Origin of the sequence: Euzebyella saccharophila (genome assembly GCF_014855495.1) — a bacterium.
In the GTDB taxonomy this organism is placed as follows: Bacteria; Bacteroidota; Bacteroidia; order Flavobacteriales; family Flavobacteriaceae; genus Euzebyella; species Euzebyella saccharophila.
Genome location: NZ_JACYFJ010000008.1, coordinates 13,783 through 28,769, shown reverse-complemented (window position 1 = coordinate 28,769; position 14,987 = coordinate 13,783). Strand labels below are relative to the sequence as shown.

At 40.7% G+C, this 14,987-nt stretch carries 9 protein-coding genes; 4 read left to right on the top strand and 5 right to left on the bottom strand.

Going from position 1 to position 14,987, the window contains the following annotated elements; all coding sequences use genetic code 11:
• Positions 1-226: 226 nt before the first annotated feature.
• The 4 genes from IL355_RS17615 (at position 227) to IL355_RS17600 (ending at position 8,608) form a co-directional block, all read left to right on the top strand.
• A complete protein-coding gene (locus IL355_RS17615; protein ID WP_192463414.1) occupies positions 227-1,369 on the top strand; it encodes an acyl-CoA dehydrogenase family protein in 1,143 nt (380 codons plus the stop codon).
• Positions 1,370-1,701: 332 nt separating this feature from the next.
• Positions 1,702-6,207, top strand: coding sequence for a glutamate synthase large subunit (gene gltB, locus IL355_RS17610; protein ID WP_192463545.1), 4,506 nt, complete (start codon positions 1,702-1,704; stop codon positions 6,205-6,207).
• A gap of 2 nt (positions 6,208-6,209) precedes the next feature.
• A complete protein-coding gene (locus tag IL355_RS17605; RefSeq protein ID WP_192463413.1) occupies positions 6,210-7,670 on the top strand; it encodes a glutamate synthase subunit beta in 1,461 nt (486 codons plus the stop codon).
• A gap of 113 nt (positions 7,671-7,783) precedes the next feature.
• Positions 7,784-8,608, top strand: a complete 825-nt coding sequence (locus IL355_RS17600; protein WP_262892193.1) for a DMT family transporter — start codon at positions 7,784-7,786, stop codon at positions 8,606-8,608.
• Here IL355_RS17600 and IL355_RS17595 read toward each other — a convergent pair.
• From IL355_RS17595 to IL355_RS17575, 5 genes are all read right to left on the bottom strand, one after another.
• On the bottom strand, positions 8,605-10,149 hold the full coding sequence (locus tag IL355_RS17595; protein ID WP_192463411.1) for a sulfatase-like hydrolase/transferase: 1,545 nt from the start codon (positions 10,147-10,149) through the stop codon (positions 8,605-8,607). The genes IL355_RS17600 and IL355_RS17595 overlap by 4 nt on opposite strands.
• Positions 10,150-10,176: 27 nt before the next feature.
• The gene (locus tag IL355_RS17590; protein WP_192463410.1) at positions 10,177-11,781 is read right to left on the bottom strand and encodes a sulfatase; all 1,605 of its coding nucleotides are present in this window, start codon (positions 11,779-11,781) and stop codon (positions 10,177-10,179) included.
• A 9-nt stretch (positions 11,782-11,790) separates the two neighbouring features.
• Complete coding sequence (locus tag IL355_RS17585; protein WP_192463409.1) at positions 11,791-12,909, bottom strand: ThuA domain-containing protein; 1,119 nt, start codon at positions 12,907-12,909, stop codon at positions 11,791-11,793.
• A gap of 25 nt (positions 12,910-12,934) precedes the next feature.
• On the bottom strand, positions 12,935-13,774 hold the full coding sequence (locus IL355_RS17580) for a sugar phosphate isomerase/epimerase family protein (RefSeq protein WP_192463408.1): 840 nt from the start codon (positions 13,772-13,774) through the stop codon (positions 12,935-12,937).
• 174 nt (positions 13,775-13,948) lie between these two features.
• Positions 13,949-14,836 (bottom strand): AraC family transcriptional regulator, encoded by an 888-nt coding sequence (locus tag IL355_RS17575; protein WP_192463407.1) that lies wholly within the window; start codon positions 14,834-14,836, stop codon positions 13,949-13,951.
• Positions 14,837-14,987 lie beyond the last annotated feature (151 nt).

Below are 14,987 nucleotides of genomic sequence, written 5' to 3'. Positions count from 1 at the left end.
CGAAACCAAAATTTAAATTCCCCCTTGCGGGGCTAATGCTGTCTCATAATTTTTCTTTTAATCAATTTCTTATTGATGCCCGACAAATATAAAAATTTGCCAGCGTATTCCGTATATTTAACAAATACTGTTAAAAAAGCAGTATATTTCAAAGTAGGGTAAAAAATACCCGCAATACCAGTATCTCAACACAAGTTTTACAACCCCCTAAAACTCAACAACAACTATGGATTTTTCACTTTCCGAAGAACATGAAATGATTCGTCAAGCAGCAAGGGATTTTGCTCAAAATGAACTTTTGCCCGGCGTAATCGAACGGGACGAAAATCAAATTTTTCCCAAAGAACAAATCAAAAAATTAGGCGAGCTTGGATTTATGGGAATGATGACAGACCCAGAATACAACGGCAGCGGAATGGACACTCTTTCTTATGTAATTGCCATGGAAGAATTATCAAAAATTGACGCCTCTACCTCGGTAGTGGTTTCCGTAAATAACTCTTTGGTTTGCTGGGGACTGGAAACTTTTGGCTCCAAGAAACAAAAAGAAAAGTATTTAAGCAGACTGGCTTCCGGTGAAATTATAGGGGCTTTTTGCCTTTCTGAACCCGAAGCCGGCAGTGACGCCACTTCTCAAAAGACAACGGCCATAGACCATGGCGACTATTATATCTTGAACGGTACCAAAAATTGGATTACCAACGGTGGTACTGCCGAGGTTTATTTGGTCATTGCGCAAACGGATAGGGAAAAAGGTCACAAGGGCATCAACGCGCTAATTGTTGAAAAGGGCATGCCCGGGTTTGAGATTGGCCCTAAAGAAAACAAACTAGGTATTAGGGGAAGCGACACGCATTCCTTAAACTTCAATGATGTTAAGGTCCCTAAAGAAAATAGAATAGGTGATGACGGTTTTGGTTTCAAATTTGCCATGAAAACCCTCTCCGGCGGACGCATTGGCATTGCAGCCCAAGCACTTGGTATAGCCGCAGGAGCTTATGAACTTGCACTTAAATACTCCAAAGAAAGAAAGGCTTTTGGCACTGAAATAGCCAATCACCAAGCCATTGCCTTTAAACTAGCAGATATGCATACCCAAATAGAAGCAGCAAGACACTTGGTACACAAAGCCGCTTGGGACAAAGACCAAGGAAAAAACTATGATTTGTCAGGTGCAATGGCCAAACTTTACGCATCTCAAGTAGCCATGGAAACTTCGGTTGAGGCCGTTCAAATCCATGGAGGAAACGGATTTGTAAAAGATTACCATGTGGAAAGACTTATGCGAGACGCAAAAATTACACAAATCTACGAAGGCACTTCAGAGATACAGAAAATTGTAATTTCTAGGTCAATTCTAAGGAATTAACAGCGATTTAAACTGAATATTTATTACCCACCCTCCCATTAGGAGGGTGTTCTGTTTGTTAAATAGCCATTTTCTACACTAAAACCCTAATAATTTAAGGGCATTATGTTACAAAAGCACAGTTTGAGAAAAGCAAACCCCTTAAAAACTTTAAAAGCCAACTCTTTTGAGCTAAATTTACCATTCTGATAATTTTAGGGGGTGGATAATCCATATTTAAACATTATTTAACGTTTAATTCAAAACGTTGGATTTTTATTCGATTCCCCCAAAATCACTATTAATAATGCATCAAAAAAGTTATTTTTGAGGAAATACGATAATATATGACGATGAAGAGACAAGGTATGTACCTACCGGAATTTGAGCACGAAAACTGCGGTGCCGGATTCATTTGTAATTTAAAGGGAGAAAAGTCTAACCAGATTATTCACGATGCCCTTGAAATTCTTGTGAAATTGGAACACCGTGGAGGGGTAAGTGCAGATGGAAGAACGGGTGATGGTGCAGGATTGTTAATTGATATACCACATGATTATTTCAAAAGAGTCTGTGAATTTCAATTACCTGAACAACGCCAATATGCCGTAGGTATGGTTTTCTTTCCAAAAAACGAAAACCAATTTATTTACTGTAAGGACACTTTTGAAAAGGAAATCAAAAATCAAGGCTTAAAAATTCTGGGCTGGAGAACAGTACCAGTGGACCCTTCTCAATTAGGGGAAATTGCCGCTGCTTCCGAACCTCTCATCCAACAAGTTTTTATCGCTCAAGAAAATCTTGAGGAAAACGTTTTTAAGGCCAAGCTCTACGCTGCCAGAAAAATAGCCGAACACAACATTAGAAAATCTAAAATCTCTTTGGCAGATTATTTCTATGTGTGCAGTCTCTCCAATACAACATTAATATATAAGGGTATCATCATGCCCGAAGATATAGGGCCCTATTTTACGGATTTACAACAGCCAGACCTAGTAACTAGGCTGGCGTTGGTACACCAAAGGTTCTCAACCAACACCATGCCTTCATGGGAACTGGCTCAACCTTTTAGGTTTCTTTGTCAAAATGGGGAAATCAACACTTTGAGAGGAAACGTTTCCAGAATGCGGGTTCGCGAAGAAATTATGAAGTCTGAAATTTTTGGTGAGGATATGGAAAAACTATTTCCGATCATCCTTCCCGGAAAATCAGATTCGGCCTCCATGGATATGTCAGTGGAGTTATTGACCCTTACAGGACGCTCGCTACCAGAGGTAATGATGATGACCATTCCGGAAGCTTGGGAGAAACATGCCACCATGTCCGATGAAAGAAAGGCTTTCTATGAATACAATTCCTGTATCATGGAACCTTGGGACGGACCAGCTTCCGTACCATTTACAGATGGTGATTACATAGGGGCGCTACTAGACCGTAACGGACTTAGACCCTCAAGATATACTGTTACCAAAAGCGGAAAGTTGATTATGTCTTCCGAAGTAGGTGTAGTAGACCTGGACCCTTCAGATATAGCGTATCATGGTAGACTGGAACCAGGAAAAATGTTCTTGGTAGACATGAATGAGGGCCGCATCATAGACGATGAAGAAATTAAAGCAAAAATTGTTTCTGAGAGACCATATCGTAAATGGTTAAAGGAAAAAAGTTTGCAACTTAAAGATGTAGATTACACCAATGATACCTGCCCTATTGAGACCATTGATGTAAATACAAGACAAAGACTTTACAATTACACTATTGAAGATATTCAAGAAGTAATTGTGCCCATGGCCCAAAATGGTAAGGAAGCTTTGGGATCTATGGGTATTGACACTCCTATTGCTGTTCTTTCGGATTTACCACAATTACTTCCCAATTACTTCAAGCAATTGTTTGCCCAGGTTACCAACCCACCTTTAGATGGTATCAGGGAAGAAGTGGTTACAGATATCAGTCTAGCCCTAGGACACGATAAGAATATTTTTGACATTACTCCAGAGCAATGTTCCAAACTTAGAATCCAAAATCCGGTTATTTCCAATGACGATTTGGAGAAAATAAGGAGTATAGGAATTAGCGGTTTTAAGGCGGAAACCATTGGTATGCTCTATGAAGTAGAACGTGGAATGAACGGTTTGGAAGAAGGTCTGGACCAAATTATTGAGAAAGTTACCAATGCCGTTGAAAAAGGAGTGAATATTATCATTCTTTCTGATAGGGGAGCCAAAAAAGGTTTAGCCCCCATCCCTTGTTTGCTGGCATGCTCATTTGTTCATCACCAGATGAACAGGTTAAGAAAGCGTTCGTACTTTGATATTATTATAGAATCTGCTGAACCTCGGGAACCTCATCATTTTGCTACCTTGTTCGGTTATGGAGCCTCGGCCATCAATCCGTACATGGTTAATGAAATCATTAGACAACAGGTGAAGGATGGCTTTATAGAGCTGGAGGAGCAGGTTGCCGTAAATAATTTCAACAAAGCTATAGGAAAAGGTCTTCTTAAGATCATGAATAAAATTGGTATTTCTACCTTGCATTCCTATAGAGGGTCGCAAATTTTTGAAATTGTAGGATTCAACTCAGATTTCGTAGAGAAATATTTCCCTTATACCACCTCAAGAATTGAGGGTGTGGGATTGTACGAAATCGAAAAAGAAATTAACCATAGGTACAAAAATGCCTATCCAGAGACTAAAATTGACAAAAACCTCGCCTTAAATATTGGAGGGGATTATAGATGGAGGCGTCATGGAGAAAGACATATGTTTAACCCAACAACCGTTGCCAAACTACAGCAATCCGTTAGGTTAAGTGACCAAAAATCATATGATATCTATGCCCAGGCCATTAATGACCAATCCAAGCGAATGCTTACCATTAGAGGTCTGTTCGAGTTTAGCAATTTGGACCCCATTCCTTTGGAGGAGGTAGAACCATGGACTGAAATTGTGAAGCGCTTTAAAACAGGCGCTATGTCATACGGTTCCATCTCTAGGGAAGCACATGAAAATTTAGCCATTGCCATGAACCGTTTGGGCGGTAAGTCCAACTCCGGTGAAGGTGGGGAAGACAGAAAACGTTTTCAACCAGATGCCAATGGTGATAACAAGAACTCTGCAATTAAGCAGGTAGCCTCTGGTAGATTTGGTGTAACATCGCACTATTTAACTTCTGCAAAGGAAATTCAGATAAAAATGGCACAAGGGGCCAAGCCCGGAGAAGGAGGGCAACTTCCTGGCCATAAGGTATTGCCTTGGATAGCCTCCGCAAGAAACTCCACTCCTTTTGTAGGATTGGTTTCACCTCCACCTCATCATGACATTTATTCTATTGAGGATTTGGCCCAATTAATTTATGACCTTAAAAATGCCAACAGGGAAGCTAGAATCAATGTAAAATTGGTTTCCGAAGTTGGTGTTGGCACTATTGCAGCTGGTGTTGCAAAAGCCAAGGCAGATGTTGTTCTGATCTCCGGATACGATGGGGGAACGGGAGCTTCTCCCCTCACCTCCTTAAAACATGCAGGCCTACCTTGGGAACTTGGCCTTGCCGAAGCACAACAAACCCTAGTACTCAATAACCTAAGGTCTAGAATTGTTGTAGAGTGTGATGGCCAAATGAAAACAGGTAGAGATGTGGCGATCGCTGCACTTCTGGGTGCAGAAGAATTTGGTTTTGCAACGGCGCCTCTAGTAGCTTCTGGTTGTATTATGATGCGTAAATGTCATCTAAATACGTGTCCCGTTGGTATTGCTACACAGGATAAAGAATTAAGAAAGAACTTTAAGGGTACGCCAGAACACGTAATCAACTTCTTTTATTTTGTTGCAAATGAGCTTAGGTCTATTATGGCGCAACTTGGTTTCAGAACCATGGACGAAATGGTCGGTCAGGCCAACAAGTTGAACGCAAGAAAGGTATTGGACCATTACAAGGCTAAAGGACTTGATCTTTCCGGAATTTTGTATCAACCGGAAGGTTACGAAAACCTTGTTTTAAGAAATACGGAAAAACAAGACCATAATCTAGACGAGGTAATTGATTTTCAAATTTTAAAAGATGCCCACATGGCCATCTTCAGAAAGGTGGTTACTTCTTTAGATTATAAGATAAACAATACGGACCGTTCCGTTGGAGCAATCGTTTCAAATGAAATATCCAAGATTTATGGACATTTAGGATTGCCGGATGACACGCTCAACTTAACGTTTACCGGGTCTGCAGGTCAAAGTTTTGGGGTTTTTGGAGCCAATGGCATTACATACACCATCCATGGAAACTCAAACGACTACTTGGGCAAAGGTCTTTCTGGAGCAAAGATTATAGTTAAAAAACCAGAAGCCGCAGATTTCAAGGCGGAGGAAAATATAATTGTAGGTAACGTTTGTCTTTTTGGGGCGGTTAAAGGTCAGGCATACATAAACGGTATTGCCGGAGAACGTTTTGCCGTTAGAAACTCAGGAGCCATTGCCGTAGTAGAAGGCGTTGGAGACCATGGTTGTGAGTACATGACCGGTGGTAAAGTGGTAATTCTAGGTAAAACGGGAAGAAACTTTGCAGCCGGAATGAGCGGAGGTTATGCCTATGTCTTTGATGAAAAGGGATTGTTCAAAAACGGACTTTGCAACGAAGAAACGGTGGACTTTGATCCGCTTACCGAAGAAGATAAAGAAGAACTGAAGGGATTGATTGAAAATCATGTTCTTTACACAAATAGTAACAGAGGAAAAGAGGTTCTTGAAAATTGGGAAGAAAGTTTGAAAAAATTTGTGAAAGTAATGCCAAGAGAGTACAAGGCAGCACTTGAGCGTATTGCCAATGAAGAACCAATGGTTGAAGAATTACAGATAGCATAATTATGGGAAAGATTACCGGATTTAAAGAATACGAAAGACAGGATGAGGCCTATACTCCTGTAAAAGAAAGAGTAGGCCACTACAAGGAGTTTACCATACCTATGAATGAAAAAGAAATAGGTTTGCAAGGCTCCAGATGTATGGATTGCGGTATTCCTTTTTGCCATAGTGGATGCCCGCTGGGGAATCTGATTCCAGACTTTAACCATATGGTTCACCAAGGAGAATGGCATAAGGCATCCCTTATTCTTCATTCCACCAATAATTTTCCAGAGTTTACGGGAAGATTATGTCCAGCACCGTGCGAACAGTCTTGTGTATTGGGGATTATTGAAGACCCTGTATCCATAGAAAACATAGAGAAAAACATTGTTGAAAAGGCCTTTGCCGAAGGTTGGATCAAAGCAGTTCCTCCAAAGAAACGTACCGGCAAAACAGTGGCCGTTGTAGGCTCAGGACCTGCTGGTTTGGCGGCCGCACAGCAGTTGAACAGAGCTGGGCATTTAGTAACCGTGTACGAAAGGGACGATGAAATCGGTGGACTTTTGCGTTATGGAATTCCAAATTTTAAAATGGAAAAGAACATTATTGACCGAAGGGTAGACATTTTAAAGGAAGAAGGGATTCAATTCAAGGTCAACTCCCATGTTGGTGAAAATGTTCCAGTAGAGGAAATTAAGGAGTATGATGCCGTAGTCTTGGCAGGAGGTGCCACCAAAAGGAGGTCATTACCTATTCCAGGTATTGATGCTGATGGTGTGGTCCAGGCAATGGATTTTCTAACCCAGCAGACCAAAGTGGTTCTAGGAAAAAAAGTAGAAAACCAAGTAATGGCAACTGATAAGAATGTGATTGTCATTGGTGGTGGTGATACTGGTTCAGATTGTATTGGAACCTCAAATAGACATGGTGCAAAATCCGTGGTGAATTTTGAAATTATGCCTAAACCACCGGGAGACAGGTCTCCAAGCACACCATGGCCCTATTGGCCTTTGCAATTAAAAACTTCTAGCTCCCATAAAGAAGGGGTAGAACGTAATTGGCTGATCAATACCAAGGAGTTTGTTACGGATGAGAACGGTAAGCTAACGGCCCTAAAAACGGTTCGTGTGGAATGGAAAACAGTTCCCGGCCAAAGACCGCAATTAATTGAAGTTGAAGGCACGGAAAAAGAGTGGAAATGTGAATTGGCCTTATTGGCCCTTGGTTTTACAGGTTCTGAAACTACTATTTCTGACCAATTGGGTATTAAGCATGATGCTAGAACCAATATTGAGGCATCTGAAAATGATTACAAGACAAATGTACCGGGTGTTTTTGCCGCTGGAGACCAAAGAAGAGGACAATCCCTTATTGTTTGGGCCATTTCCGAAGGAAGGCAAGCAGCTCATCACGTGGATAAATATTTAATGGGCAGCTCATCTCTTCCTTTAAAAGGAGAGGGAGATCTACCAGGGGTGTAGTCTTTTAAATATTCATTAGCAATATTAGATATCCAACCCGTACCTCGGGTTGGATTTTTTTATTTTTCAAATGCCTTAGAATATTGATGATTTTAAAAAAAGTCTTATTGTACATGACACTAGGTGCCTTGGCGTTTACGCTAATGAATACCTTGGTGAAGCAACTTGTGGAATACAACGTTTATGAAATAGTTTTTTTCAGGGGATTTGGGTCGCTCCTCATAACCATGGCCCTAGTGAAAAAATTAAGGTTGAATATATTGGGGAACGAAAGAAAACTTCTTGTGCTTAGAGCCATAACGGGTACATCCTCTATGACTCTTTTTTTCGCATCCATGAAATACCTATCCGCTGCTACTGCCGTGTCCTTACGCTACCTTGCACCCATTTTTTCCGCCATATTTGCTATTTTTTTTCTTAAAGAAAAAATCAAGGCTCCCCAATGGTTATTCTTCATTGTATCATTTGCCGGAGTTGTAATTCTTAAAGGATTTGATAGCAATGTAAATAATATTGGGCTTACCCTCATTTTATCGGCCGCTGTGCTGAGTGGTTTGGTGTATATCTGCATTAGTAAAATTGGTCAAAAAGATCATCCAATTATCATTATCAATTACTTTATGTTTACAGCTACCTCCTTTGGCCTGGTAATGGCCATTCCCGTATGGCAAATGCCCCAAGGGCTGGACTGGGCCATCTTTTTGGCTTTGGGTTTATTTGGCTTTGTTGGGCAGTTTTTTATGACGAAAGCGTTTCAGATTGCCGCCAACAATTTAGTAGCTCCCTTGAAGTACCTAGAAGTTTTGTTTACCGGTATTTTAGGTTTTCTGTGGTTGGGGGAAGTCTACACTATGTACAGTCTTATAGGAATTCTCCTGATAGTATCGGGGTTGGTAGCCAATGTTGTTTATAAATCAAAATTGGATAAATCAAGTTAAACTTTGGACAGCTTTTCATATATATGTTGCAAAGATAGAGGGTCCTCATATTTCTCTTGAAGTTTCAATAATTCTGAAAACATAGTCTTCACCTTATCGGAATAGGCTTTCTCTTCAGCCAAATCGTTCATTTCATAAGGATCTTTTTTCATATCGAATAGAAGCACCTTTTCCATCGTGGGAAATACCAATAACTTATAACCATCTTTTCTGATCATACGCTGAACTTGGGTGTATGCGCCATAGACACCATCTGAATAATGGCCTTCTGTATTATTTCCCTCGAGCACGTCCATAAAACTATGGAACTGTACATAATCCGGTTTTTCAACCTCTGCCAATTCTAGAGTAGTGGCCATGATATCCTGTAGGTAAACATCTTGACCAAACACCTTTCCCTTGGGCACATTGGGCCCCATAACCATCATGGGAATACGTACGCTATGATCGAACATACTTTGTTTACCGATCAAACCATGATGCCCTACGGATAGTCCATGATCGGCTCCAAAAAAGATATAGGTATTATCCATTTTTCCGCTTGCCTCCAGAGCATCCAAAATTTTTCCTATTTGTTCATCCATATGGCTGATAAGAGCATAGTATTCTTGACGGTGCACTTTTACGGCATATTTTGTTCTTGGGAAAGGGGCCAGCGCCTCATCCCTAAGACCGGGCTCGTTTCCTATTTCTTCTTTCCAGGGATATTCTGGCAGGAAATTCTCGGGAACCCTGATATTTTCCAATGGGTACATGTCCATAAAACGTTGTGGAGCCTGCCTTGGATCATGGGTGGCATTAAAAGCCAGGTACATGAAAAACGGATTGTCTTTGTCCTTGGCAATATCCAAAAAGGAAAGCGCATCGTTCTTTACGACTTCACTCCAATGGGTACCACCTTCCCAAAACCCACCTTGAAGGGTATCCGTAGGGGACCAATCCCGGTCTTCCGGACCAGTTGGCCTGCCATAACCAATGGGCATATAATCGTTCCAATCTTTCATGTCCCCCGATTCCTCTTTCCATTTCTTAATTGCCGCTCCTAGTTCACCTCTTTTATCCCCTGGCATTCCCGGCCTAATATGCCGTGCATCGTTGAAAATAGTCTTTGCCGGAGCTTCTACATGCCATTTACCGGTCATGTAAGTATCATATCCCTCTTTTTCCAATAAACGGCTCCATGTTTGGTTCAGGGCAAGGGAATCACCTTGTCTCCATTTCTGGCTTTTCTTTTGGGCGTTCCAGATATAGGAACCAGAAATAATCATTGCTCTAGAAGCTACGCATATAGCCCCGTTCCAACCGCCCATATTATAGGCATGGCTAAAGGATGAGCCATTGTTCACCAATCGATCCAGATTGGGCGTATGTACTTCATCGAACCCCAAGGCATGGATACTCTCAAAAGTTTGGTCATCCGCAAAAAGGAATACAAAATTGGGTTTGGACACCTCTTTTGAACCAGTTGATGGTTTAGATTCCTCTTTACAACTTAGAAATAGTAGAGGTAAAACGGTGATTAAGTAAAAAAACGATTTCAAAGTTTTGGATATTTAATGATTGAAAAATTAATCTTCTGTAATCATGCTTCCCCACCAATCCTTATTTGGCAGAAAATCTTCGGACAAGAAATCCATTCGCTGATTCTCCAATGCCGGCATTTTTTCATTCACCATATATTGATGGCGCTTGGCCGCCAAATTCGCATTATATTCTTCGTCTTTCTCAGGAAGTCGAGCGCCTACCTCTTTCAACCAGTTTAAGAGTTGACTGCTCAACTTTTGTGCAACTTGCTTGTGTTGCCCAATGACATTGTTTTGTTCGCTAGGATCTTCCCCCAAATTATAAAGTTCTTCAAAATCGTTTTCCCAGTAATGAATCAACTTCCAATCTCCCAACCTTATGATGGAGGATGGGTTTCCTCCTTGATTGCCATAATGGGGATAATGCCAATATAGGGGACGTTCTAGGTTGAGTGTTTTTCCTTCTAAAATAGGTTTAAGGCTCACCCCGTCTTTGTGCTGATCAGGCAACTGTTCCAATTGAGCTAAATCCAATAGGGTTGGGAAAAAATCGGCTCCGGTAACAGGGAAATCACTTTTCTTGCTTTTGATTGCCAACCACGGTACCCTTATGAAAAAAGGCTCTCTAATCCCTCCTTCCCACTGGTACCCCTTACCCCCTCTTAGCGGTAAATTTGAAGTGGAGAAGGCATCTCCTGAAGCCACCCCTCCATTGTCTGAAGTGAAAACCACAATAGTATTATCAGCTACACCGCTAGTTTTGAGTGATTCCAAAACCACTCCCACGGCATCATCCATACTTTCAACCAAGCCTGCATAAATGGGGTTATCTTGAACTGTTCTAATGGGCAAAACCCTTTCCATTTCGTACCCCTCCTTAGCTATCCCCTGCTTATGGGCCTTATCCCTATATTTTTTCCATTTTGGTTGCGTAGTTTGAATTGGCCCGTGGACCGCATAGAAGGATAGAAATGCAAAAAATGGGACGTCTTTATTTTGCTCTATGAAATCCGCTGTCTCCTGTGCCAGTCTCATCGAAAGATTTTCGCCATCCTTTTTAATGGGGAGCTTAGGGTTGTTCCAAGGAGAAAAGTAGCCTCCCATTGGGCTTCCTTTGTCCCAACCTGCAATATTGATATCAAAACCGTGGTCTTCAGGATAGTTTCCTTCATCGCCCAAATGCCATTTGCCTGAAAAAAAAGTTTTGTAGCCATTGACCTTAAAAGCTTCTGCGATGGAAATATCTTCTTTTGGCAGCGCATGAACATATTCGGCAGGCAATAATTGATCATGGTGCCCGTGCTCCCTCCAGTCGGTACCGGTTTTGGCACCGATCCAATCTGTAATGCCATGCCTTGCCGTAAATTTACCTGTCATGATACTTGCCCGTGACGGGCTACAAACCCTACTTGCAGCATACCCCTGTGTGAACTGCATTCCCTCCTTTGCTATAGAATCAACATTTGGGGTTTCGTAAAAAGAACTGCCTGTAGCACTAAGGTCTTTGAAACCCAAATCGTCAACCAAAATGAAAAGTACATTAGGTTTCACCGCTTCTACCTCCTTCTCCTTTTTTTCACTACAGGAGAAAGTGAAAATTAGGCAATTAAGTATCAGAAAACGATTTGCAAAATTGAGCTTGACACCCATACGTGCTTCTTATTTTAGATCTTCTACCCTTAAGTTGGTTTGTGGCCAATATTCATCCTTTCTAAACTCAAACTGTGTTGGCTTATAACTGCCCACTATATCCACTTTAGCATTACTTGGAACCAGAAGGTCAAGGGTCCAATAGGCGGCGTTTACTACCAGTCTTCGTGTGCCCTCAATGGTTAAATCAACTGCAGAAAAAGCTGTTGAAGTAAAGGATTTACCTTTCTTGCCTCCCGGAAGTTGATAACTTTTAGTCCACGCAACGGGCATGAGCGGGGCACTTACATCGTCTCCGTTATTATTGGTTTTGGCTACCTCATCATCCGAAGGTTTCATCCCAAAAAACATATCATTTTCATCAAATTCTCCCTTGCGGTTCATTACCTTTCCCAAGACCACAGGTTGGGAATCTCCCGGCAAGGGCAATCGAACACCATATACATCTGCGGAGGCCCAAACGTCCCCGTCAGAAATTCCGTTGAGAAGACCTGTGGATTTAGCCTCCTCCACAACAACACCCAATGTACTTTGATGTTTATGATGACCATGGTGAAACCTCCAGTTTTCACCTAACACCAACCTTCCAAAACCGCCTTCCCATTCTGTTTTCTCTCCCTCATAATAGTTGCCATAGTGCTTATAGGAAGACACGTCCTCCTCCTTAAAATTAAAGGCGTGGGTGGCCGTTCTTAGACCTATAACCGGCTTACCAGCCATTAAGTAATTATCAATATGTTTCATTTGCTCATCTGGAAGAGCTCTAAAACGGGTCGAAATTATCATTAAATCGGCTTTATCAAGAGCTTCCAGCCCCGGAATATGATTCACATAATTGGCATTGACCAACCCTGGCTGTTCAGGGTCTTGAGCAAAAAGGACCGTACAATTAAAACCATGATGTTCAGCCAAAATTTTTGCCAATTGTGGCATAGACTCCTCTGACCTATATTCTTCATCCCCTGAAATGAGAACTACATTTTTTCCATTAGTTTCCCCATTAAATGTGAGCCATTGAATAGGACCATCATTTACCTCTTCCTGTTCATCTACTTGGGCCTGTTCTTTTTTTTCCTCCTTACAGGCGAACATAAGAATGCATATAAAAAGGGGCAATATCTTTTTCATGGTATGTTTTTGGTTTTGGTTTGTATTATTTTTTCATTCCTTCCTTAATCAGTTGGAAGCCCTTGGTGTAAATTTCCTCTGAAGGGGAATAATCCCTCCAAACATTGATAGCATTGGCAAATTCTGGAATAACGGTACTAAACGCTTCTATGGTAAGCCAACCGTCATAATCAATATCTCGTAATCCTTTGAATGCCGAATTAAAATCAACTTGACCACTGCCAGGAGTACCTCTATCATTTTCACTTATGTGAACATGTTTGAGGTAGGGTGCAATGGTCTTTATAGCCTGTTCTTGATTTTTTTCTTCAATATTGGAGTGATGTGTATCATACATAGCTCCCAAATTGGGATGATCCACCAATTCTACCATGGTCTTTAAATCTTGCATGGTATTATACAGGTAACACTCAAATCTATTGACGGCCTCCGGCGCCAAAATTATGTTTGACCCAGATGCATATTCGGCTGCTTTACGAAGCATCTCTGCACTCCACTTCTTTTCATCCATGGTAGGCGGCTTTCTTGTAAAGAATGCAAAAGTAGAATGAAAAGGACCGCATATGACCTCCACATTCGCGGCCGCCGCAACATCTATGGTCCATTTTAGCCTTTCCAGGCCGGCTTCACGGTAGTCTTTGTTTTCACTTGCAATATTCTGCTCAGGGGATAAGGACCCTACAGCGGTCACTCCCATGCCAATATCCGTAAAATGATTGCCCAGCTTGGTATAGTGCGACTCGTCACCCTCCCCTAAAAATAGCTCTATGCCATTAAAACCTGTTTCTTTTAAAGTATCTATTATTCCAAAATGCTCTTCGGTTACGTGGTTGGTCCAAAGAAGCATGTTCATTCCTATTTTCATAAAAAATTACATTTGTTAGGTCTCAGTTTCTTCAATCTCCCTTTGACTGAAATCACGAACCTTGACTATACAAGAATTAATGGTTATTTTATATAAAGGGAATTTTACAAATCTAAAGTTTAACTATTTTACAGAGTTCCTATATTTTATCAAAGACCACCCCTATTTTTCATCTCAATCGTTTTCGTTATTTTGCATATTTAGGAACATTTGTCTGTATTCATGGGGGCTCAAGCCCGTAATTGCCTTAAATTGCCTGTTAAAATTAGACAGGGCATTAAAACCACATTCATAGCTTATCTGAGAAATATTAAAATTGTCTTCCAAGAGTAATTTTCGGGCATGTCCGATTCGTATTTCGTTCACAAATCTTGTAAAGGTTTTGTTGGCTCTTGGCTTAAAATACCTACAAAAGGAAGAGGTGGTCATGTTCAACATTTCCGCTACTTCGTCCAAAGCAATCTTTTCCCTAAAATTGCTCATTACATAATCGTACACCATACTCATTTTTTCGGAATCGCCTCCTTTAAATGAGTTTACGTAACTAGGACTGGACAATAATGAGAAATCGGGACAGTGGGCCAAAATATCCAATATTTCAAGTAGTTTCAAAATTCTCTTAAACCCCTTCTCTTGGGAGATTTCCATCAAGAGTTTATAAATTTTACCAGGAGTAGCTCCATAAAACTCTATACCCCTAAAAGAGTTTTCAACAAGTTTGTTAATGGTATAAAATTCTTCCCTCCCCAATAGCGATTTGCTAAATAAATCATGATCAAAATAAATTACTAGACCCCTTGTTGTTAGGTTGCTATCCGGCTCAAAATAAGGGTCATAACTCCTCCATAAATGAGGAAGGTTTGGACCTGTCATTACCAAATCTCCTTCCACAAAATTGTGCACATGATCACCAACAAACCGAGTTCCTTGACCTTTGGCGATATAAGAAATTTGAAACTCAGGATGAAAATGCCAAATAGGGTTAAAATGAGGCCCTACCAAATCTTTAAATATAAAAGTCTCTTTTGCCGTAAGTGTTTTTTCAATACTTGGAGTACTCATAAATTTCTCTTAAAATTGAAATTTGGATAAATATATGACAAAAAAATACCACCTTTTAGCAAAAAAAGGCAAATCTTTTTTGAAAAAGTGTTTTAAATTTACAACTTGAATCAATAATATGGTGATTTTTAAAGCTTTTGATTGCGAATTT

What these genes read in the sequence shown, in the direction of transcription:
- IL355_RS17615 (WP_192463414.1), top strand. Translation starts at nt 227, where the DNA reads ATGGATTTTTCACTTTCCGAAGAACATGAAATGATTCGTCAAGCAGCA.
- gltB (WP_192463545.1), top strand. Translation starts at nt 1,702, where the DNA reads ATGAAGAGACAAGGTATGTACCTACCGGAATTTGAGCACGAAAACTGC.
- IL355_RS17605 (WP_192463413.1), top strand. Translation starts at nt 6,210, where the DNA reads ATGGGAAAGATTACCGGATTTAAAGAATACGAAAGACAGGATGAGGCC.
- IL355_RS17600 (WP_262892193.1), top strand. Translation starts at nt 7,784, where the DNA reads ATGACACTAGGTGCCTTGGCGTTTACGCTAATGAATACCTTGGTGAAG.
- IL355_RS17590 (WP_192463410.1), bottom strand. Translation starts at nt 11,781, where the DNA reads ATGGGTGTCAAGCTCAATTTTGCAAATCGTTTTCTGATACTTAATTGC.
- IL355_RS17585 (WP_192463409.1), bottom strand. Translation starts at nt 12,909, where the DNA reads ATGAAAAAGATATTGCCCCTTTTTATATGCATTCTTATGTTCGCCTGT.
- IL355_RS17580 (WP_192463408.1), bottom strand. Translation starts at nt 13,774, where the DNA reads ATGAAAATAGGAATGAACATGCTTCTTTGGACCAACCACGTAACCGAA.
- IL355_RS17575 (WP_192463407.1), bottom strand. Translation starts at nt 14,836, where the DNA reads ATGAGTACTCCAAGTATTGAAAAAACACTTACGGCAAAAGAGACTTTT.